Origin of the sequence: Flavobacterium flevense, from assembly GCF_900142775.1 — a bacterium.
Taxonomy (GTDB): Bacteria; Bacteroidota; Bacteroidia; order Flavobacteriales; family Flavobacteriaceae; genus Flavobacterium; species Flavobacterium flevense.
In genome coordinates this window covers 147,502-171,564 of the sequence record NZ_FRCC01000007.1, presented here as the reverse complement: position 1 = coordinate 171,564, position 24,063 = coordinate 147,502, and the positions used below count along the sequence as shown (strand labels likewise).

Genomic DNA, 24,063 nt, shown 5'->3' with positions numbered 1-24,063 from the left:
CTAATTAAATTCTCAATTATAATTTTATACTTTTATAAAATGAAATATAATTTATTTTATAAAAGTATATTTTATTAAAATAAATTAGTAATAAAAATATAAAATATTAGTTTTATACAAACATCCCCTTTGTTATCTAAGCTTTTTTCTTTTCTTCTTCTTGTCGTCAGTTTGTTGATCATCGAGAGAACTATAGGTGCTTGTAAGGATTGTACTTAAAGCCTCGAAAAAAGAGCTAATAGCCCCATTGTTAGGCTGTGATTCAACAACAAATAGTTTTTGTTCTATAGTGTTTTTTGAGATATCTTCTGTGTGATAAGTTATATTCTTGTTTCGCTTTTCATCATCTTCTAATAAGTTTAATAAATCTCTAGTTTTAAGTTTGATTTCTGAAGCAGAATAGGTCTGTTTTGTATGAATATCTTTAAATAAAAGTCCATAAATAGCATCTAAATTCTCTCCGGTTTGAGTTCTTTTAGTGATCAATTCAATGCCTTTTTTCTTAAGATTTGTTGCTAAAATACTTGTTTTAATAGGTGATTGCTGGTCAAGAATTGGATTTAAAACAGAATAAATTTTTCCCATAATTCCATTTTTTAATTGCTCTTTACCTTTTTTGTTTAACATTAATTGAATTTGAATTGATTCATAGCTATAATTGGGGTCAAGAGCGATTCCTTCAATACCTTTTGATTTTTTAAAAGGGCTTGCTTCATTGAGATATTCTAATGGATATAAATCGAAATAATGCCCTTTAGCATTTTGATTTTTATCTAATGATACAAATCGTTTCACTTGATAGCTTTCTAGTAACTTATCAAATTCATTTTCGGATGTTGGTTTGGAATCCAAAACGGTATATAATACCTCATTCAATATCCCTGTTAAACTATGCTTACCATGCTCTAAATGTTCATAAATAGCTTTATGGATATTATTTTCTTCAAGTACTCCTCTTTTACAAGTAGCCTTGGTAATATTGTATTTCTCTTCAAGCTTTCTTGTTAAAGCCTGGCTTCTGTAATAAATATTTGAGTCATTGATTTTTTTTCCTTCAGAATTAATCATAGAGCTTACAATATGGATATGGGGATGCTCTCTGTCAAAATGTCGATACACAGCATAAGGCTGATCTTCAAAACCCATTTGAGCCATATAATCATTTCCTATTTCAATAATTTTTTCATTATCAAGTAAATCATCCTTATAAAAGTTTAAACTGATGTGGATATTGGGTTTTGTTACCCTTTTGTTTTTACTATTGTAATCCTGAATAGTAGAAACAATAGATTCAAAGCTTGGTGTAATTATATTTTTTGTTCCAATTAATTCAGCATCTTTTTCGCTTGTTTTAGAACTCTTAGTTTTATCATGATTATATCTTACCATTCCTACGGTGTAACTCCCCGTGCTTATCTTTGCTATCATTCTTTAATTGTTTTTTGAATTCGCTCATAAATAATCTTGATATCATTTAGAAGCTTTAGTAGTGCTAAAATTTCTTCTTTTGTAAAATGATCCAGTTTTTTTTCATTGAAATGTTTAATTAATTGATTGAAGTTGTTTCCAATTCTCCTGGTTTGTTCAATCAAAATATTTTTTTGAATTCGACTATCAGAATCCAGACTGATAACTTGGTATTTTTTATTGATTACGATATCTCTAATTAGTTCGTTATAACTTTGATATTCTCCCTCGGTTAAAAGAGTAGTTAGAATTTTATTTTCGGATTCTGTAAACCAAATTGTTTTTCCAATTTTTCTTTTATCTTCTACTTTGGGTCTTCCTCCTTTATTTTGATTTTTCATAAAATATAATTTTGTTTTTTTTTTAGAAATACGACTTCGGAGTATTTCATTCCCGGTAGGGCAAGGAGGTTTTGTGAATAATAAACTTACCAAAGTTTAAAGATTCACTAAACACACCTTGCTATGTAGCTTCCGAAAAAAAAATTTATTACCCTTTTGTTTATTTTTCTTTCTATTTTAAACAAAAGGGAATAAAAAACCAGTCATTTCTTGAATCTTCTCTTTATGATAAGTAATTATCTATAGCTCTTTAATACAAAATCACTTCCTACCCTTCCGACACTTCCTACTCTACTAATTATCAATAACATAAAAAATAAAAAAGGCTAAAAAGCGTAGGTTTGCGTAGGAAGGTGTCGGAAGCCATTTTTTCATTTCCTACACCTTCCTACTACTTCCTACTATGTTTCCTACTACTTTAAGCCATTAAACAACTGATAATTAATAATTTAAATAAGTGTAGGAGAGGTAGGAAACCAATATCGTATTAAAGGAGATGTTATTGTTCACAAATCTGCCATTCAATGGCATTGATTATTTCATCTTGAATTAGCAACTTAGAGACATCTACCTGATAACCAGAGGTGTTTCTTGCGTTTTTACCCTTTTCATATTTAATACTGCTTACTTCTTTTTGAAAGCAAGCATCTTTTTTGATGAAATCTTGTAGAACAACTTTGCTGGGAGCGGTTTCCCTATATTGCAACATCCACTGTCGTTGTATTTTGTTGTAGCAAGAAGTAAATTGAAATGAAAGTCTATTACCGTCCAAACGCAAGTCCCTAAAAACGACAATTCTATCGTCTTTATTACCACGCATTGAAGCTAGAAAACAGTCCCAGAATTTAGTTCCAATACTAGATGAATTTAATTTTCGAGTTTGGTTATCAGTGCACTTTTCAAAATGCTTAATCATTTCATTATAAGTAAATGGAAATGAAATTACATCTTTAAAAATAGCATATGTTGCTCCTAAAACAGCTAGATTACTAATTACACGAGTATGCTTAACTTCAAATTGGTTAATAAAATTTTCTTTGGTATGTCTGAATTTACTTTTAAAATTTGTTTCAATAAGTTTGCGATGGATTAATAGCGAGTCCGTAAGATAGCTGACTCCTTTTTTGGTGTAGTCTTTTAGTATATCGTACTTTTTCGTCTCTTCAAGCGTAAAAGTTTTCGATTGAAACTCTAGCCAGAGCAAACGTGAAATTAACGCCTCAGACTCGGGATATTCATTTCCAGTTAATAATGTAGAAGACAAAATAGGGACGGTATCTGTACTTACTTTGCTTTCAATAGTTCCGAATTCATAACCTCTTCGATCCCAAAACCCCTTGATGGTTCCATCCAACTTACTATCCCCTCTTTTATATTCCGAAAGATGACAAATGATATTGGTAAATTGAGCAAATTTCCTTATTTGCCCTTTTAATGTAGAAGCACCTCCTTCAAGATTTATTGCAGATTGTGGTATTCCAAAAAAACTTTGACAGCATTCTGCCAACTGATCTTTTCCACTAGATCCTGGACCGTATAAAAACAGAATTGGAAAGTTTCCTATTTCATTGACAATGATGTCCTGAAACAAACTACTTATGGTAAATAAAATAGCTGAGATTGCATAGTCCTTATGCACTTCCATCATCATCTGTAAATACATATCCATAGTCACATCAGACTTAATAGATATCATTTTCTTTTGACTCAAATAAGCAGACATATTGTTAATGTAGATTTTATTAGCTGACGGCACATAAAACGACTTGCCACCATGTGTAAATATGCCGTTTTCATCTATTGCTAAGCTACCACCATCTAAAAGGTTGACTTTATTATTCCAAAGCCAAAACTGGAACCCTATTTGATATCCTAAACTATCAATCTTGTGACCATGTCCCATTTTATCGAACAAGTAAGCCTTTAACATCTTAAAGTCTAAAGCACTACCCATAAATAAGTAGTTTCCTTGTCGAGCAATGCTATTTTCGAAACTAGATAGAGTATTAAATAAATCTGATGGAATATCAAAAATCTTTTCAAGATTAGAAACATTCTTAATCTTCAATAATTTGATAGGGAATTTTTCATCCTGAATATGCTGTAAAATCTTAATTTCAAAATTCGAAATTTGCTGAAAATAGAAAGACTCATCACCATCTTTTTCTTTCTTTCTTCGAATAAAGATTTTGTTATCAGACATGAAAATCTTGTACTTTCGAATATCACTTTCAATATCTTTAGGATGCGCTGTTATATTATTTGGTAAATTATCATAAATAGATTCATCCTCTTCTTTTTTCTGTTTTTTATTTGAAGAGTGAGCATGCAAGCTCGTAGACACGTCATTGTCGATTGCAATTTTCATTATACAATAAAGATTTTATTGTATCTTTGCGGGATACATTAGATTAGTAAATAAAAAGACAAGCTTAGAAGTTCCAGTTTCTATGCTTGTCTTTTATATTTCAGGGATTTTACTTCATCTAATGAATTAAATAATTCATGATGCTTTATTAAATAATTTCCGTTTTTACCTTTACGAGAAGCCTTGATAAAACCAGAATTAATACGATTTTTTATAGTTTGTCGAGAACAGCGTTGTATTTTAGCTGCTTCATTTATCGTATACATCTTTTGTGATAAATCATCTTTTGGTTCTAGCAATTGGGTAACCAAAACCTTAATCTCTTTTAATTCGGATTGAATTGATTCAAATGGATTTTGCATAATTTTAATTTTTAAATGTTATGCAAGATTACCACTGCTATTAGGCAATATTAGTCAATATTGACTGCAAAATATGCTATTTTATATAATCATGTATATATTCATACTTTCGGAGAATGTTTTTTGTATAGTTTGATAAAGGTGTTTTATAATTATTCTCGTTTTCAACTTCTTTCTTCATTTTTGAGAACTTTCCCTCGTCAATTTTTTCACCACAAAAGAAACTTAAAGCATCACATAATTTATTTTGATTTCTATTTATCTGTATATAATTATATTTGTACAATAGACAAAAAATTGCAATTATATCCTGTCTTAGAATTTGGGGTAATAATTTAAAATTATCATCTATGACTTCATTATCGATTAAACATTTTAAAAGCTTTTCGTAATTCTCTTTTTTCTTGAAAAAAGACTCCAATTCTGGTACTTTAATGTTTTCATTTTTTTTATCAATTTCTAGACTTAACTTTAAGGTTTCTAATTCAATTATAAAATCATGATAATCAGTAATTATTTTTTGCTTTTCATCAATATATGTTCCTTTTTCTCTTTCGCCATTTCTTTCGTCTAAGTATATATTATCTAAATAATCACTTATTTCCTTAGAGATTAAGTCCTGCTCTTTAAAACAAGGTTCATTAAAAGAAAAATAAATATTTTTTATATTAACAAAAAAACGATATTCAGTAGTAAATTTCTCTATTTGTTCAAGATTAGTAGTTAATTTACGCTCATCAAATTTAAAATCTGTATTTAAAAATTCTATTGCTTCTCTATATTTATTTTTAAATAATAACTTTTGATTTTGATGTATTTGATTTTGAAATTTTTCTACCAACTGTTTAACTTTGTTAATCATATTTTAAACGATTAAAAATTTTATATAATTTTTTTCAACGGAATACTTAGATTAAATACTTCATCCATTGCTTCTCTTTTCTCCGGCTCACTAATCTGATAATACTGATTAAGAGTTTTCATATCATTATGACCAGTTATGGATGCAATTAATTTGTCACTTTTACCTTGACGTTTCATCATTGTAATAAAAGTTCTACGTGCTGTATGAGTGCTTATTCTATCATAAAAGAACATTTCTTCTTTAATATTTTCTTTCCCTTTTGTAGTAACTTTTTGAACTTTATTATTGTATTCCATTTCTTGAAATACTTCTTTTATATATTTATTCTGTTTTTGATTAGCAATTAATGGCAGCCTATAATCATATTTTAATAAAATGTATCTAGAAATATTAGTCAAAGGAATTTCTCTAGTTTCTTTGGTTTCATCCTTTTCTTCTTTAAGTAATATAAATTCATTATTTACATTACTTCTTCTTATTAAAGATAATTCTCCAAATCTCATTCCAGTAACACATGCAAAAACAAAAACATCACGTACTCTTTCGTGTTTCACATTTTTAAACTCATGTTGCATCAACTTATTCAAATCTTCTATTGTTAATGCAATTTGATTGGTTATTACTCTCTCAACTTTTTTAAACTGAACAAATGTATCATTATATGTAAACTTATTTTTTCTAGCCCAAAACATAAAAGTTTTGAAAAGTCCTAAATTTCTAGCATAAGTATTATTTATATGCTTTAAATCATCCATGCAATAGGAAGTAAATTCACGATGGAATACTTCATCAATCTTACTGAATGTTAATTTGAATTTCTTAGTTGTTTCAAAATTTTCTAGAATATTCCTGATATTTTTATACCTCTTAATTGTTGACACTGACCATTCTTTACCCTTTTGCTTTTCGGAAGTAAATTCATCGTATGCGTCAAAAAAGATATTCTTTCCAGACGGAGCTTTTTTAAACTCTTCATCGAAAACCTTTTTTAGATTCTTTGAAGTAAAAGGCTCATTTATTCTTTTGTACAAACTTTCCGTTTCTAAGAATAAATCGGAATAACGATTCAACTGAAGTTTTATACTTTGAACAAATTTTGATTTCTTTTTGCCATTTAGATATGGAAATCTGTTTTCGAAATCCCAATTTTCAGGAAGAATTTTTTCTCCCGTTGAAAAGACAAATTTTTTATTTTCATTCTTAAAATAGCATGAAAATAAAATCAAGGTTTCTTTATCACTCTTTGGCTCTTTAAGATTAAAAGTATATTTCATTCAGTTGACAATTTAGTTGACAATAATGTTATATATCACTATATATTTGAAAAACAAAAATATATAAAATAGCCTATAAATCAAAACAAAAATGGTATAAATACACAAAACAAAAACAGCAACAAACAAAAGATTCAATAACCGGCGACTCCACAGAAAAGCCTGTAAACTCAAGATTTACAGGCTTTCTTTTATCTAGAAAATTAAGTAATATTAAGTCCAAAACAGGTATCGTTGTACTCATAAAACAAAAGCCTGCAGTGGTTGCAGACTTTTGGACTATAATTTACACTTTAGTTTTTAACATTAAATTCTCGATAGTGTATTATGAAATCCCTTGTGATTGATTTTCTGAATATAAGCTTTTATCCAGGACTGTAATCGAATTGAGGACGATAATTTTTTTTGACGAATACTTTACTAAAACTTTTATTTACTTTTAGGTTCTTTAAGCATCATGAATTTTCTGATTTCAACATCTGAAATCTTAGGGTTTGCACCTTCCTGCCCTGCAACTAAAGCACCTACTGCACATGCATAGTTTAATGCTTTTTGAGGTGATTTCCCTTTGAGTAATTTCATGGTTAATGACGCTAAAAAAGAATCTCCGGCACCTACTGTATCTACAACTTTTATAAAGTAACCACTGTTATAATAGAACTTTTCATCATAATACAATACCGCTCCAAATTCTCCTTTGGTCACACAAATGTGTTTAGCCTTTGTTTTCTTGGCAAGGAATTTAATATTTTGCTCAAAAGAATTGTATGGAGAATCTAATTCACGACTTATTTCTCGTAATTCTTCATCATTCAATTTGATAAAATCAGATTTTGACATTAATTCAACAAGCACTTCGGTGGTATAATATGGAGCTCTTAGATTGGCATCCAGAATTTTATATTTTGCAATATCCAAAAGAGCGTACAAGGTTGTTCTTGACACTTCGTCTCTACAAATCAAACTCCCAAAAACAAATGCATCTGCTTTTGAAACTAATTCCTTCATTTCATCAGTCAGTTGAATTTTATCCCAAGCTGAAGGATACATAATGTCATAAGAGGCATTACCTTTTTCGTTAATCATGACATTAACCACGCCGGTTTTATAATTGTCTCCTTCCTGAATAAAATCAATATCATTATTTTGTTCTGCAATAAATTCTTTGATATCCGAACCGTTTTCATCAAGTCCTACCTTGCTTATGATGGTGGTTTGAATTCCAAAAGAATTTAATCGAAGCGCCACATTTAATGGCGCTCCTCCTATCTTCTTATGAGTTGGAAAAACATCCCATAATACTTCACCAAAACAAACTGCCTTAAGTTTTTTTCCGTTTTCCATTGTAATCTTTTCTTGTAATGTTATTCGGGTTGAGTTACTTGAAGATTAGTTACTGTACTATTTTGTCCTTCTGAAATAAGTCCCCATTTATACTTATCTCTTCCGTAAACACGATTAGTCAAAGCTACTTTTCCATTAATATAAAGCGCCACCACACTGCCTTCGACAATTATTTCAACATCGTATTTTGTGTTTGCCTGCAATCCAAATGGCATTCTCGTTGTTTCCTGTGAAGCTGAATTATATCCAATAATAGCATTTTTTGTAGCATCTAAAACAACTTTATAATAACTTCCAGTATTATTTGTATGAAAAACAAATCCAGTACTACCACTTGTATTCGTTAAAGTAAGCTCAGCATTTATTTTTACTCTTTTACCAACAGGCTTAAAATTTACCATAGCTTTATCGGTAGTGCTACTCAAATTATAACTACCATTATTTACAGTAACAGCTCCTAAAGTAGCATCGACCTCAACATTAGTGTTTTTAGAAAAGAAGCTTTTTACTGCTTGGGGTGACTGAGTTCCTAAAGTTCCATCTGAATTTTGTGTTAATTCATGAATTACCATATTTCCAGCCCAATCTTTATTGCCTAAATCCGTTTCAGGTGTTTTTCTTGCATTCCAACCAAAAACATATCTTTTGTTTCCATCTGAAGCTGTCTTTCCAGCATAAAAATATTCTCCATCAATTCTGTCATTTTGTGGCGTTGTCCAAGGTCCATTTATAGAGGTTGCCATTTTGTAATGTGTTCCTTTTGTAGCACTCCAATTTTCAGAAAACATTAAATACCAATAATTACCCATTTTAAAAACATCAGCACATTCCATCATTAAATAATTCTCCTGAGGAGTTGTTGTATAGATTGGCGTTTGAACATCCCATTTTCCTGAAGCCGGATCAGCACTTGTAAAATGTAATAAAACTGCTTTTCTTCCAGGATCTGTCTGCGTACTAACCAGCATTGAATATTTTTTCAATTCATCATTATAAAACACATGCGGATCTCTAAAATCAAAATCGTAATAACCTGCCGGCGCTGTAATTTTAAAAGAAGGTATTTTTGTCCAGGTTTTTAAATCTGGACTTGTGGCACATAATACACTTTCTCTAGGGTTTGATTGTAAAAAAGCAGCAATTCCATTATGACCTGTATAATAAAAGTAGTAAAGATTACCAACTTTAACAACAGAACCTGTACCTACTCCAAAATCTGCTTCAGTAGTTGTTCCATAAGGAATCACTTGTCCTTCGTAGCTGAAATGAGCTAAATCAGTACTTTGAAATTCATGAATATCATGAAATCCTTTTCCTGCTGGTTTATTTATGGCATCATGGAGAAAGTAAATATGAAATTTTCCATTATCGAAAAACGGCATAATATCACCGGTATAACCCGCACTGTAATACGGCTCAGTTCCTCCTCCAATCCATAGTGATGGCGGTACTGGAAAAATATTGGCTATTTCCGATTCTCCACCCGAAATAGAACCTCCAACGTAATTATCATCTTGACTACAAGACAATAACGAAAAGAAAATGGAAGCTATTGTAATTATATTTCTATAGTTCATTTTGTTGATTTTAAAAGAGTTAATTTCCAGCTAAATAATTGATGCTGTTTTGAGTCAAAAGCTTAATATTACCTAGGAATTCATTGGCTTGACTTGGTACTCCACTGCTATTGGCTTCATTATACCAATCATAAGCTCCCATCGAGATTACTATTACGTTTTTATTGGTTCCTGTGTTTGGAAATTCAGCAATTGTTACTCTTCCGTCAAGGTTATTATCCCAAGATTCACTAGCTAAATTGGTTCCACCAGTTTGGTTTCTCCAACCTTCTCCGTTACCGTAGCCTCCCCATTCTGGTAAAAACCACCATGCAGTATGATTTAATCTAAAAGTACCGCCTTGTAATAAATTAGCTTTTCCAGTTTCATAAGTAACCAAGCCTTGAAAAACAGGATGATTTTCGTGTCCCACAAATGACATTCCCCATGAATTTCCATCTACCCAGCCGTTTGGCAAGAAATCTCCAAAAACATTATTAGGTCCTTTTCCTGAAGGTACAATTCCTAAAGCATCTACATATTGTGAGGCAAAAGAAGTCAGTAATAAGTTCCCTCCATTAGTTCTAAAGTTTTTAAGAGCTGTAGTCACTGCTGGATTGTAAGCCACAGTAGGTAAATTTGCAGCAGAATCAAAATGCCACCAAATTACATCCACATTACTTAAATCAGCACCATTTAAAATACTGTCGAAAGAAATATATTTAGCTCCATTGAAATTAGCAAAAAGCCAGTTTACAGTTGCAATTTCATCCATATTGGTAATTTCTGCTCTTGTTGCGGCAGTTCCTAAAAAGGCTACTGTTAAACCACTAACAGGAACCCCAACATTAGCAGTATAGTTTACCGTTTTACCATTGGCAGTAATTACAAAAGTTACAGCATTAGTAAAATTAATAGTATTTCCTGATGTTGGCGAAATAGAAACCCCTTCAGTCAATTCTATAACAGGTTGCAATGCCGTTAAATTAGTATTCTCAGGCAATACCATAGTTATGGTTTTACTAACATCATTGATTGTTGCTGCAACATTATTAATTTTAAAACTCTTTATTGGACTCAAAACCTTAACATTTACAGTATAATCTTTGTATAAATTGCCATTTACAACTCTAAATTTTAATGGAGTTGTAAAATTAATAGCCGAGTTTAAATTCAAATTAGATGTTGCTCCTTCTTCTAAAATAATTTCAGGATTTACCGCTGTAATATCGGTACCATAAGGCAATGTTACTGCAATTGTTGCTGTTTTTTGATCGATAGTTCCAGTAACTCCCTTTATTTCAAAGGAAGTTACATTAGATGGTGAATCGACAGCAAGACCATTATTATCGAAACTATCTTCGCAGGCAGAAACCATAAAAATCAATGCCAGTATCAAAGACCATTTTGTCCAGTTCTTATATATAAAATTTTTCATATTCGTTTTTGTAATAGATTAATAATCCAGATTTTGTTTGTATAATCCTTGACTGAAATTAATTTGCTTCAACGGAATTGGGCAATATTCTTCCTTATTGGCGTCAAAAAAAGCATCTTGATAATAGCTACGTTTTGTTTTTTCTTCTGTGTAAAATGCATTCATTACCTCATCAGTAACACCCCAACGAACTAAGTCAAAAAAGCGACTTCCTTCCATTGCTAGTTCTAAACGACGTTCCCAACGCAATGCTTTTCGAGCAAAAGTTTGTGTCCAATTACAATTCACACCATCTACATAAGTATTGATTTTAAAGTTATTCACATACGGAAGTCTTCCTGTACTTTGTGCTGCTCTTTCTCTAATTTCGTTGATTAATGGCAAAGCTTCTGCCTGTCTTCCTAACTCAATTAAGGCCTCAGCACGCATCAAAATCACATCGGCATAACGAATTTGGATTCTGTTTTTCGAATTTCCATAAAAAGGATCAATATTGACTACACAGCTACAATTTGGCGCTACATTTTCTTTTAACGAAGCATAGTAACCGTAAGTTCCAGGAGAACGTACCCAAGCCTCAACATATAAAAACTCAGGATCATATTTATATGGTAATCCTGGCATTGCTACTGTATGATACAATCTAGGATCAACCGTAGTAGCATTTATATCTTTATAATTAAAATCGGCATCATTATAAGTATCAAACTCAGGCAAACCATTAGCTCCGGTTTTAAAAGCATTTACTAAGTTTTGACTTGGTTTGTGAAAATCACAACAACCTAAACCTTGAGGAGTCGATAATACATCAGAGAAATTTAATCGTCCGTATAAGGTACCGTCATTATCTGAAAACTGAATAGAAAAAATAGATTCTGCTCCGTTTTCAAAAGTTCCAGGCAAAAAGTTATTCGCAAAATCAGGCTCTAAACTTGCTTTACCAATTACTTTATCTGTAGCTGCAATTACTTCTTCTAAATGTTGGGTATTTGTTCCTGTAACAGTATAGGTTTCATCTTGTGTATAGGCTTGATACAAACGTGTTTTTGCTAAATAAGCATAAGCAGCTTTTTGTGTAGCACGTCCTAATTGTGTTTGCGTTTCAGGTAAATCATTGGCTGCAGCCTCAAAATCTTCAGCTATTTTATTCCAAAGTTCCTCATTTGAAAATTCTTTGTTCGAAATAGTTTTGTAATCTTCAACAGGAATATCTTCTGTTATGTAAGGCACACTTCGGAACATAATTTTTAACATAAAATAAAAATGTCCTCTTAAAAAACGCATTTCAGCCATACGTGTTTTTTTCAATGGATAATCTGCTTCCGAAATTTGCTCCAATGCTTTCAAAGCTTTATTAGCTCTTGAAACCCCAACATAACTGATGTACCAGAAATTGTCTAATTCGCCAAAATCAGGTCGGATATTATTAGATACTTCAAAAAAGTGAAAAGTTTGAATATCGTTAGTTCCGCTACCTCCTTTATAAGCATCGTCAGAACGAACATTCCCAAAAGGCCACAAACTATAAGGCGAATCATAGTGATCATTACCTAATTGTGCATAAGCCGCATTCATAAAACCTTCTACAGATTCTGGTGTTACAATATCAGCTTCTGACAATACACCACGAGGGTCATTTTCAAGAAAATCCGAGCAGGAAGCAAATACTCCCAACACTAAAAATCCTATTATATATACTATCTTTTTCATGTTTTTCGATTCTTTTGTATTAAAATGTAAAATTAAGACCCGCTGTAAAAGTGGTAGGTTGTGGATATCCAAATCCGGCATTCTCAGGGTCTACACCTGTGAAATTTTTAGCATCAAGGATTAATAAATTTTGTCCACTGATATAAAATCTAAAAGTTTCTAAACTTAATTTTTCCAGTAAATCTTTTGGAAAACTATATCCAACCTGTAAAACACGAAGTTTAACGTAACTTCCGTTCTCTACAAAATAAGTAGAGAATCTCGATTCGGCATTTCTATCTACAGTTGTTAATGCCGGAATAGTAGAATTTGGATTATCTAAAGACCAGGCATTCAATAAACGGGTTCCTTTGTTTGAACCAACATCATCTACACTCCAAAAATCAGTTTGATATTTGGTGTTATTAATCACATCAACATTCGCTGTTCCTTCCCAAAAAGTAGAAAAATCGAAATTTTTATAACCCAATCCTAAATTAAATCCATAAATCAAACCTGGATTTGGATTTCCTATCCAAGTACGATCCTTATCTGTAATCACTCCGTCTCCGTTTAAATCTGCGTAACGAATACGCCCAAGACCTTTACCTTCCTGATCAGCCCAAATATCAACTTCATCCTGACTTTTAAATAAACCATCAGCAACATAACCGTACATAGAATTTATTGGACGACCTAAAATATTGTCTTCTAATCCGTCTCCTCCGTAATTATTTTTTACTTCAGTTGGTAATTGTGTGATTTTATTTTTATTACCTGAAATATTAGCAGAAATGTCATATTTCAATCCAAATGAGGTTTCATCATTATATCCTAAAGAAACTTCCCATCCTTTATTTTCCATCGATGCTCCGTTTACCCAACGATTTCCTCCTTCGCCAATTACTCCTAAATAAGGTGGCAGAACCAAAATATCTTCTGTTTTTTTGATGTAATAATCAACTGAACCACTTAATTTTTGATTAAATAATCCAAAATCTAAACCAATGTTAGTTTGCGTAGTCGTTTCCCATTTTAAATCGTCATTTCCAGATTGAGTTGCAATAAAACCCGAAGGAAGCAATCCATTTCCGTTTCCGGCAATATCATAAGCTGTACCAAAAGAAGTATTCCATGTAGGACTTCCACCAGCATAACTAGCCAAATAAAGAGAGTAAACAGCGGTATTACTAATTTCCTGATTTCCTGTTTGTCCCCATCCTGCTCTTAATTTTAAATCAGAGATAAAGGAAGCATTGTCTTTTATGAAATTCTCATTACTTATTCTCCAACCTGCGGAAACAGCTGGAAACACTCCAAATTGATTGTTTTTTCCAAAACGAGAAGAACCATCACGACGAATTGTAGCAGAAAGTAAATAACGATTATCGAACTCATAATCTGCTTTTCCGAAATAAGACAATAGTGAATAAGCTGTTGAAGTTCCACTGGTAAAAGATTCTCCTGTTCCGGCATCAGGGTACATATAATCAGGAGTTTCAATTAAAAAATCGTTTTTACGCAAACCTATATTGTCAAAAGTTTCTTTGTACATCTCAGTTCCTGCCATCAAATTCAAATTGCTTTTTCCAAAATTCAAACTATAAATAGCGGTATTTGTCCAAGTCCATTTATCACTAACAGATTGATCTATACTCACCGAAGTTTGATCGTTTTGCAAATAACCCGATTGATAACTTCTTTGTAAACTACGCTTTTTGAAAAAACCATAATCAATACCAAAACTAGTCTTGATATGTAGGTTTCTGATTAATTCTAAATCAGCATACGCATTTCCAAAAAGACGTAAATAATCATATTTATTGTCTTTATTATATTCTAAAAGCCGAACCGGATTCTGTCTGTCATTCATTCCTCCTACTGGTCCACCCCAGCCTTTTCCATCAACAGTACGCACTGGAATTATAGGCAAAGCACGAAGAGCAGGATCTAGAACACCCGGATCAGTTACTTCATTAGTCCGATTAAAACTGAAGTTTTCTCCAATAACCAATTTCCCGTCAAAATATTTATAAGAACCGTTCATTCTTGCAGTAATTCTTTCAAAATCGGTAGTTTTAACAACACCCTGGTTGCCATAATATCCTAAAGAAAAAACATAACTCCCTTTGTCTGATGCGTTTGAAACCGATAAATCATAAGAATTGGCTATACCAGTTTGTGAAACTTCATCATACCAATTTGTATTAGATGCTTTTATTGTTTGATTTGCATCTAAATATTCTGGAACCAAAACATTATTCAACTGTGGTTTATTATCTACTACAGACCAATCAAACTGATAACGCAAATTGTTATTGTTTGGGTTTAATCCATCATTAATATTGGCTTGCCATAAGGCTTGTCCAAATTGATTCGAATTCAAAACATTCAGCTTTCTGGAATAATCAGAAAAAGAAGCATAAGCGTTAAAATTAATTCTCATTTTACCCGCTTTTCCTTTTTTGGTAGTAATGATAATTACTCCATTTGAAGCTCGAGACCCATAAATACTCGCTGATGAAGCATCTTTTAAAACCTGAATATTTTCAATATCATTCGGATTCAATTCGTGCATTCCTGATTTTGTGGGCACTCCATCAATTACATAAAGAGGATCGGTATTATTCAGGGTTCCTACTCCACGAATAACCACTCTGGTATTTCCTCCGCTTGGAGAACCGTCCGATGAAACTTTAACCCCGGCAATTCTTCCTTGTAAAGCTTTAATCGGGTTAGGTTCCGGTTGTTTCATAACCTCTTTCATATCTACAACAGCTACTGCTCCTGTAATATCGGCCTTCCTTTGTTTTGAGTATCCGGTAACCACAACTTCATTAAGTTTATTGTCATCTGTTTTTAAACTTACATTGATTACTTTTTGACCTTTTACCGCCATAGATTGTGGAGCAAATCCGATAAAAGAAATTACAATAGTAGCATCCGGATTTATTTTTTGGAAAGAAAAATTCCCGTCTAAGTCAGTAACTGTACTGCTGGTAGTCCCTGAAATAAGGACAGTTGCTCCTGGTAATGGCATTCCGTCATCAGACGAAATTACCGTTCCTTTGATCCCGCCTTCCTGAGCCGATAATAACAGCACTGGAAAGAAGAAAAACAGAAAATAAATAATTTTACTTTTCATAAGTTAATAGTTTTGGTTTTTAGTTTATATTTAATTGGTTAATTACAAGATTATTCAATTCTGTTTCCTGATTTAAAGAAACAGAAAGTTCTGTGAACGGTTGATTCGAGAAAAAGATTTCGGTTATTACTTTTTCGCCATTGTTATAAAAAATTTCAATGGATGTTTTATCCAAAATAATTTTAAAAGCCGCTTCTTTTTGGTTTCCTTCTAATGGTGCTTTGGTAATTTTGGGTGCAAATTTTTCAGAGAAATCAGTTTTTCCCGATTTTGTTCTATCTAAAAACAAATAATGATCTGAATTATTAATTCCGAAATCCAAAGATTCACCAGCAGCATTAGAAAGCGTAAAAGTGTAGGTTTCTTGTTTTAAATTCTTTAAATTGAAATTGATAATTGCTTGGGTTAAATCAATTTTTCCTGCTTCGGGAATCGAAAGTTTTCCTTTTCCTTTAATATTTTTTACTTTGATGGTTTTAGAAACGTATTTGTTGATTTCTTTTACCGGATTATTAACCAAAGTATAATCATTTCCTTTTTTTACTAACTGAATTTCACGCGGAATAGTAGCACTTCCTCTCCAGGCGGATGTAGGAACTTTGTCTGCGTAATCCCAATTAGACATCCATCCGATAATGACTCTTTTATTATCCGGAACATTGTCAAAAGAAACACTTGCATAATTATCTCGCCCCCAATCCAGCCATGCAACCTTTTCTTTTTGGAGCTGTTTTGTAAAAACATCATCCATTTTGAAAGTTTTTCCATCAAAATCACCCACAAAATATTGTGCCGCAGAACCGCCATTGGGACCACCCGGATTGATGTTCACAATAAGTACCCATTTTTCTTCATTAGTTCCCTCTACTTTTATTGGAAAAAGATCCGGACATTCCCAAACTCCACCGTGTCCTCCAACATCTTTACCAAATTCTGAAAGAAACGTCCAGTCTTTGAGGTTTTTAGAGCCATAAAAATGTTGTCTGTCCTGTGCTGCCAATCCCATTACCCATTGTTTTCTTTTAGCATCCCAAAAGACTTTAGGATCTCGAAAATCTTTTATTCCCGGATTTTTCAATACAGGGTTGTTGCTATACTTGGTCCAGGTTTTTCCGTTATCCAATGAATAAGCTATTGCCTGAGACTGTGCATCAATTTCTCCAGCTTTCTCCTTCTTCATATCGTTATAGGTAAAAATGGCTACCACCGGCACATTCTTTCCATCGCCAAAACCTGATGTATTATCGGTATCCACAACAGCACTCCCTGAGAATATTGCACCTTTCTCATCATAAGCAATTGCCGGAGTTAGTTCTTCCCATTTTACAAGATCTTTACTTATGGCGTGACCCCAATGCATTTTACCAAAATCCGGCACACTTTGAAATGGCGTATGCTGGAAAAATAAGTGATAAGTTCCATTGAGATAAAACAAGCCATTAGGATCATTCATCCAGCCTTTTTGAGGTGAAAAATGAAAATTAGGGCGGTACATTTGTTCCTCTGAAGATGGATTTGCACTAGTAGTTTGTACATTGACTGAAGTGGGCTTACATCCCACTATTAGAAAAAACAGGACACTACTAAATAGTAACGGGAGGTGTTTCTTTAATTTCATTTTGATATTTTTATTTGTTAATTTTTTACTTAATTCTTCTAAAGAAACACCCTTGGTTTCTGGCATCATAAATAGCACAAACAGCAATTGAAATACCATCATAATTGCAAAAAACAAAAACACGACAGCTGCACCTATAGTTGAAAACAAAATTGGTACTAAAGAAGGCACTACAGCTGCTAACACCCAATGCACAGAACTACCAAATGATTGTCCTGAACCTCGTAAGTGGTTGGGGAAAATTTCTGAAATAAATACCCATATTACAGTACCTTGTCCAATAGCATGGGCAGCAATAAACATAAAGAGAAAAACAGGCATAAAACTTCCTTCCCAACTAAAAAAGAAGGCAGCGGAAACCAAACTCAAAGAGATTATGTAACCATAAGAACAGATTAACATTAATTGTTTTCTGCCTAATCGATCTATTAAAATTACACCTAATAATGTAAAGAGCATATTAGTTACCCCTATTCCAATACTGCTTAACAAAGCAGTACTCTCTCCAAGACCTGCTTCTTCAAAAATTCTAGGGGCATAATATAATAATGCATTAATACCTGATAGTTGATTAAAAAAAGCAATACAAAATGCTAGAATTAGTGGGAACCTATATTTCTTAAGAAAAATATTTTCGTTAGGTACTGTGTTTTCCATTTCATCCTTTATCTCTAACATGAGTTTTTCAGGATCTTGATCTGGACTGATTTTCTGAAGTACCTTTATTGCTTCATCTTTTCTAAATTTTGTCAGTAACCAACGGGGACTTTTAGGGATGGTAAATGCAAATAAAGTATAAATTGCTGCAGGTAAGGCCTCTATTCCAATCATCCAACGCCAAGCATTCTCTCCTATATTATTTAATAGGTAGTTTGACAAAAAAGCTATTAAAATTCCAAAAACAATATTAAATTGATAAAGACCTACTAGCTTTCCTCTATCCTTAGCAGGAGCGATTTCAGAAATATAAGCAGGTGCTGCTATTGTAGATGCTCCTACACCTAGCCCCCCTATAAATCTAAAAATTGCAAAAGTCCAAGGGTCGTTCGCTAATCCTGAACCCATTGCTGATATAGTGTATAAAACACCAATCCATATTAAGGTATTTTTTCGTCCTATCTTATTAGTAGGAATACCTCCAAAAAAAGCACCAATTACAGTACCCCAAAGTGCCATACCTATAACAACAATACCATGGAAGATATCCGAAGTACCCCATAATAATTGTAACTTTCTTTCAGCCCCTGATATTACAACAGTATCGAAACCAAACAAGAAACCCGCTAAAGCTGCAGTAATAGACCAAATTAATATTTTATTCATTGTATCTGTATTAAAAACTTTTGACAAGTTATTCGTAAAAAAAACAACTTATTTTTAATGATGTTACAATTTAATTTGGTTATTATTATTTTTTTGACATATAAAGGCTAAGCCCTTTATTAGTAAGGACTTTAAAAAATAGATTTTTAATTACGAATACCTTGTAGATTCGAAATTGTTACTTGAAGTTCGAAATTGTTACTTAAAAAGCTTTGTTTAAAAAGCGTAACTACATAGATAATTGGAATTTCTTAGGTGAAACGCCAAATTTATTCTTAAAAGCTGTAGAAAAATAGTTTGGAGAAGAGAACCCAAGGGAATAGGCAATCTCCGAAATATTCATTTCGTTGCTCTTTAAAAGCTCTGCTGCTTTCTCTAATTTTACATTATTAATATGATCGCTAATATTAATTCCTATAATTCCTTTTACTTTTCGATACAATTGAACCCTAGAAACATTCATTTTTTTAGCCAAATCTTCAACCGAAAATTTAGGATTTTCTACATTCATTTTGATGATATCATTCATTTTTGTAATGAAAGATTGTTCTTGATTTCCAAATGCAGATTCGGGTTCAATACGATAAATATTATTAGTATAGTAATAACGGAGTTTTTCTCTGTTGAAAAGTAAGCTTGAAATGGATTGTTTTAAAATAGAAAGACTAAATGGCTTTGTAATATATTGATCGACGCCAATCTGTAAGCCTTTCAAAACGGATTCTTTATTGCTTTGTGCTGTTAAAATAATAATTGGAATATGAGAGGAACGTAAATCTTTTTTCAATGCGGAACTAATTTCGAAGCCATCCTTGTCTACCAAATTGATATCACAAATGATCATATCCGGAACTATTTCTGTCGCTTTTTCGATAGCATCACTACCGTCAGAGGTATGAATAATATATTTATTTGATAATTTTGAACTTAAAAAAGTAGCCAAATCATTATTGTCTTCTATAATTAAAACAGAAAGTTTCTCTGATTCAGAACTGGAGTTTACTTCAATGAAATCAGATTCAATATCTAAATTATCGATTATTAAACTGGAACTTAACTCTTGATTTTCTTCGGTTTTGATAATTTCAGAAGATTCCAAATGACTATTTCCCTTCAATAAAGTGATTATAAATTCACTACCGTGTTTTGTTTTTAGTTCTATTTTTCCATGATGCAAATGCACAAATTCTTGAGATAGATGCAGTCCAATACCCGAACTGTTTTTGTTATTATTAGAAGCTCTAAAAAATGGATTAAAAACTTTGGACAATTCATTTTCGGGTATTCCTATGCCTGAGTCTTTGAAGCTAACTTTAACCGTATTGTCCTGATTTTCTACTATTGAAATGTTTATTTTTCCATTGTCAGGGGTGAATTTAAAAGCATTAGAAAGCAAATTGAAATAAACCTTATCCATTAAGCTTCTATCAATAAACAACTCGAGGTTTTTGTTTTTACAACTAAGTTCAAATTCAATATTTCGGCGTGTAGCTTCTCCTCTAAAATTAGTCATCACTTCGTTAGTAAAATCAAAAATTTTGGTGTTCGAAGCTCTTAACACAAATTTTTGTTCCTCCATTTTTCTAAAATCTAACAACTGATTCATTAATCGCAATAAGCGATAGGAATTTTTGTGAATCAATTTAATCTCATCTATAAGTTTTGTCCCTTTAATGGCATCAGCTTCAATTAAAGATTCGGTATAACTCATAATCAATGTTAAAGGCGTTTTGAACTCATGTGAGAGTCCCATAAAAAAATTAAGCCGAATTTCATTGCTTTGTTTTAATTCTTCAGCAAATTTTTCTATTTTATTTCTTTGGCTAATTACTTTCTCATTCGTTTTTTCAAGTTCTTTCTTTTTTCTACTTATTATTATACGCGAATAGATGCTATGCATCGCAAACAAAAATAGTAGAATACTCAAAGTAATTGAAATCTTTAAAAGATTTCTCTGACTACTATATCTTTCTAATTGATCCTGAATAAAATTTTGCTGGTTTTCAATATCGTATTGCTGTAGTGATATTTTGTCAAATTGACTACTCATAATTTCTGCATTTAGAGTATCAATCAATGTCGTATTTAGCTTATTATTTTTAGGAACTATTTCTTTATTGTGTATTCTTAATGCTAACTTAATAGCTTCAGCTCCACCTGTTGGGTATAATATTGTACCTGCAAAAACACCATCTTTAACAAACTGTAAACCTCCATTTGTACCATTAAGTCCATCAACACCAATAAATTTAATTTTATTGTTAGGCTTTTTCTTTTTAGAAATTTTCCAGGCATTATAGGCTATAAGATCATTAAATGCAAATACGTAATCTATATTAGGCAAACTATCTAAAACTTTAACATACTTACTATTTGCTGAATTAAAATCATCAGCATCAATACTAATTTTATGTATACCAGGAAACTGATCTATAATTTGTTTAAAACCCAAACTTCTTTCAGTACCCGGAGAAGTCACGGATTCACTTCTTATTTCAACAACAGTAGCACGACCTTTGGATAATGAAACGATTTGCTTGCCAGCAATCTTTCCTACTTCAACATTATCAGCTCCTAAAAAGGCAGTATAATTTAAGGTATTTACTTTTCTATCTACAATAATAACAGGGATTCCTTTCCGAGTGGCTTTTTCAATTACAGGAATAATTGAGTCTGATTCATAAGGTGCAATTATAATTACATCCATATTTTGCTCAATCATTTTGTCAATATCTTCTATCTGCTTTTTTACTTTTCGATCAGCATTATAAATTGTTAACTTAACATCTGGATGTAATGCTGCTTCAACTTTCATAGCATGATCCATTGATGTCCTCCACATATCATTATTTATAATTTGAGAAAAACCAATAGTTATTGAATCTTCATCTTTATTAGCAGAATCACATGAATTTAGGAAGTACCCTAAAATTAGTATTATAGTGATAATATATATTCTTGACATAAAATTTAAATTATTTTAAAGAGAGATAACATATAATAGAATTGATTTTAGAGAATTATCTAAATGTATTTCAATTGGAATTACGTAATAAATATGAAATCTATAATAATGTGAATTAAGTAATTGAATCTTGTAGTGTGGTTATATTTTAATTCAAAAATCATCATTAATGAATTCTAATGATGATCACAAATATAAGGAAAATACAGATTATTAATCTATTTGATACTTCTAATTCAAATTTCTGATATTTTTACTAATAGAAATTAATATTTTTTCCATTAATAATCTTTTTCTGTTCATCAATAACAATCGATAATCATCCTTATTTTCAAATAGTGTCCTGATAACTGTTGTTTAAGCTTGTTGTAAATTTGCGGTTTTAAAATTTAACAGCAAAATAACTTAGTCATTTTACACGAAACTTCAAATATTTGTAATGCCTCAATAAAAAAGTCTTTAACTTCTCCTATCTTTATTTTTACATCTAGGATAAAAAATGTGTTCGATAGTCGAACATCTTGAGTTGTTTTTAAGTTTATGCTTTTCGATTAAAAAAATCTGTTTTTTGGAAAACTATGAAAAAACAAACTTACTATTGCCATTAAAAAACATTTTTAAAAAAGCAATCATTTTAAATAATCCTAACAAGTCAAAGGCTTTACGTGCTATTTATTTAAACGATTCATGAACATTAATATTGGGATAAGGTGTTCGATTGTAATCCCATTCTCTCCACAAAATCCGAAAATCGTTGATTTTCGGATTTTTTTTATGTAAAAAGGTATCACCTTAATGAAGTATCCCACTTTATGCAGTAACCTCTTTTAATTATTCTGCGTAAATAAAAACAAAGGAAATAAATAAGATAAACTTCCTAAATCTTTAAACTTTTACCCATAGTTAACCAATTTCAAAATAATTCTAATTGAAATTGAAAGTCTGTTTTCATATTCCAATCTAACTTCGCTTTATCAAAACATTGAAAATAAACAAACTATAAACGTAAAGGATTAATACTATGAAAAAAAACTTTAGCTTATTTTTAGCTATCTCGACCCTTACTATTAGCTCGTTTGCCCAAACCAATCAAAATGACGAATCGTTTAAATGGTTTAAAAAAACGTCTGAAGTAATTAGCTATCAATTAAACAAAGCAGCACAAACATACAAACCCGGTAAAAATCCGCGTTCGATAAATCCTGACGGAACAGTGAGACTGGCTGGCCTGACCGATTGGACTACCGGATTTTTCCCGGGAAGTCTGTGGTACGGATACGAACTTACAGCTGATAAAAAATTAGCTCAGGAAGCTAAAAGATTTACACTTGCACTGGATTCCATCCGAAACATTAAAAACACACATGACCTGGGTTTTATGCTGTATTGCTCTTACGGAAATGGGTACAGAATTACAAATGATAAAATCTATCTTCCTGCATTAAAAGATGGCGCTTCAAATCTTGCGGCACGATTTGACCCAAAAATTGGCGTTATCAAATCCTGGGATTTTTCATGGTGGCACTTTCCGGTGATTATAGACAACATGATGAATCTGGAGTATTTATACTGGGCAGCTCAGGAATTTAACAAACCTGATTATGCTATTGCAGCCAATACTCACGCATTAACCACAATGAAAAATCACTTTAGAAAAGACCACAGCTCTTACCATGTGGTTGATTATGATCCTAAAACGGGTAAAGTATTACGCAAAGCTACTCATCAAGGTTTAACCGATGATTCCTCCTGGGCTCGTGGACAAGGATGGGGATTATATGGATATACTTTATGCTATAAAAACAGTAAAAATCCAAAGTTTTTAAAACAAGCTGAAAACATTGCCCGCTTTATTATGAATCATCCCCGAATGCCAAAAGACAAAGTACCGGTTTGGGATTTTGATGTACACAATGCCATGGACACTGAGGAGCGCGCGCCAAGAGATGCTTCGGCTGCTGCGGTTATCGCTTCTGCTTTATTGGACTTAAGCACTCAGGTAAAAGACGGGAAAAAATATGCCGATTATGCTGAAGAAATATTAAAATCCTTATCATCAGATGCTTATTTAGCTAAACCAGGAGAGAATAGCTATTTTCTGTTAAAACATAGTGTGGGTGCTTTTCTTTACAACTCAGAAATTGATACTCCATTAGATTATGCTGACTATTATTATCTGGAAGCATTAAACAGGTATGCTGCAATTAAAAAAATTAATTCTTCCATTACCATCCGATGATAATTGCAAATACACATTCATTCTAAAAAACTAATATGCCATTTTCTTGGGCAGGCAAATACACTCCTG

The 24,063-nt window shown here is 31.9% G+C and carries 14 protein-coding genes and 1 pseudogene; 1 reads left to right on the top strand and 14 read right to left on the bottom strand.

Features of this window, described 5'->3' with window-relative positions; translation table 11 throughout:
- Positions 1-132: 132 nt before the first annotated feature.
- From BUB89_RS12705 to BUB89_RS12645, 14 genes and pseudogenes are all read right to left on the bottom strand, one after another.
- On the bottom strand, positions 133-1,428 hold the full coding sequence (locus BUB89_RS12705; protein ID WP_073245654.1) for a relaxase/mobilization nuclease domain-containing protein: 1,296 nt from the start codon (positions 1,426-1,428) through the stop codon (positions 133-135).
- On the bottom strand, positions 1,425-1,808 hold the full coding sequence (locus BUB89_RS12700) for a plasmid mobilization protein (RefSeq protein WP_141384459.1): 384 nt from the start codon (positions 1,806-1,808) through the stop codon (positions 1,425-1,427). The genes BUB89_RS12705 and BUB89_RS12700 overlap by 4 nt, the downstream gene beginning before the upstream one ends.
- Positions 1,809-2,307: 499 nt before the next feature.
- Entirely contained in the window at positions 2,308-4,176 is a 1,869-nt protein-coding gene (locus BUB89_RS12695; protein WP_073245650.1) for a CDK-activating kinase assembly factor MAT1, read from the bottom strand.
- Between the two features lie 80 nt (positions 4,177-4,256).
- Entirely contained in the window at positions 4,257-4,538 is a 282-nt protein-coding gene (locus BUB89_RS12690; protein ID WP_073245648.1) for a helix-turn-helix domain-containing protein, read from the bottom strand.
- Between the two features lie 76 nt (positions 4,539-4,614).
- Positions 4,615-5,400, bottom strand: coding sequence for a hypothetical protein (locus BUB89_RS12685; RefSeq protein ID WP_073245646.1), 786 nt, complete (start codon positions 5,398-5,400; stop codon positions 4,615-4,617).
- Positions 5,401-5,420: 20 nt separating this feature from the next.
- Positions 5,421-6,677, bottom strand: a complete 1,257-nt coding sequence (locus BUB89_RS12680; RefSeq protein WP_073245644.1) for a tyrosine-type recombinase/integrase — start codon at positions 6,675-6,677, stop codon at positions 5,421-5,423.
- A gap of 429 nt (positions 6,678-7,106) precedes the next feature.
- Positions 7,107-8,021 (bottom strand): carbohydrate kinase family protein, encoded by a 915-nt coding sequence (locus BUB89_RS12675; protein ID WP_073245642.1) that lies wholly within the window; start codon positions 8,019-8,021, stop codon positions 7,107-7,109.
- Positions 8,022-8,041: 20 nt separating this feature from the next.
- On the bottom strand, positions 8,042-9,598 hold the full coding sequence (locus BUB89_RS12670) for a glycoside hydrolase family 32 protein (protein ID WP_083552772.1): 1,557 nt from the start codon (positions 9,596-9,598) through the stop codon (positions 8,042-8,044).
- A gap of 19 nt (positions 9,599-9,617) precedes the next feature.
- Complete coding sequence (locus tag BUB89_RS12665; protein WP_083552770.1) at positions 9,618-11,015, bottom strand: DUF4960 domain-containing protein; 1,398 nt, start codon at positions 11,013-11,015, stop codon at positions 9,618-9,620.
- Between the two features lie 18 nt (positions 11,016-11,033).
- A complete protein-coding gene (locus BUB89_RS12660; RefSeq protein WP_073245637.1) occupies positions 11,034-12,725 on the bottom strand; it encodes a RagB/SusD family nutrient uptake outer membrane protein in 1,692 nt (563 codons plus the stop codon).
- Between the two features lie 19 nt (positions 12,726-12,744).
- Positions 12,745-15,849, bottom strand: a complete 3,105-nt coding sequence (locus tag BUB89_RS12655) for a SusC/RagA family TonB-linked outer membrane protein (RefSeq protein ID WP_073245636.1) — start codon at positions 15,847-15,849, stop codon at positions 12,745-12,747.
- 19 nt (positions 15,850-15,868) lie between these two features.
- Positions 15,869-17,344: a glycoside hydrolase family 32 protein gene (locus tag BUB89_RS18265; protein WP_255312584.1), complete on the bottom strand. Its 1,476-nt coding sequence runs from the start codon at positions 17,342-17,344 to the stop codon at positions 15,869-15,871.
- Between the two features lie 75 nt (positions 17,345-17,419).
- Positions 17,420-18,790: pseudogene (locus BUB89_RS18260) on the bottom strand (sugar porter family MFS transporter); the annotation flags it as partial.
- A 229-nt stretch (positions 18,791-19,019) separates the two neighbouring features.
- Positions 19,020-21,755 (bottom strand): substrate-binding domain-containing protein, encoded by a 2,736-nt coding sequence (locus tag BUB89_RS12645; RefSeq protein WP_073245633.1) that lies wholly within the window; start codon positions 21,753-21,755, stop codon positions 19,020-19,022.
- A gap of 1,021 nt (positions 21,756-22,776) precedes the next feature.
- Between BUB89_RS12645 and BUB89_RS12635 the strand changes: the two genes are divergently transcribed.
- The gene (locus BUB89_RS12635; protein WP_073245629.1) at positions 22,777-23,994 is read left to right on the top strand and encodes a glycoside hydrolase family 88 protein; all 1,218 of its coding nucleotides are present in this window, start codon (positions 22,777-22,779) and stop codon (positions 23,992-23,994) included.
- The last annotated feature ends 69 nt before the right edge of the window (positions 23,995-24,063 follow it).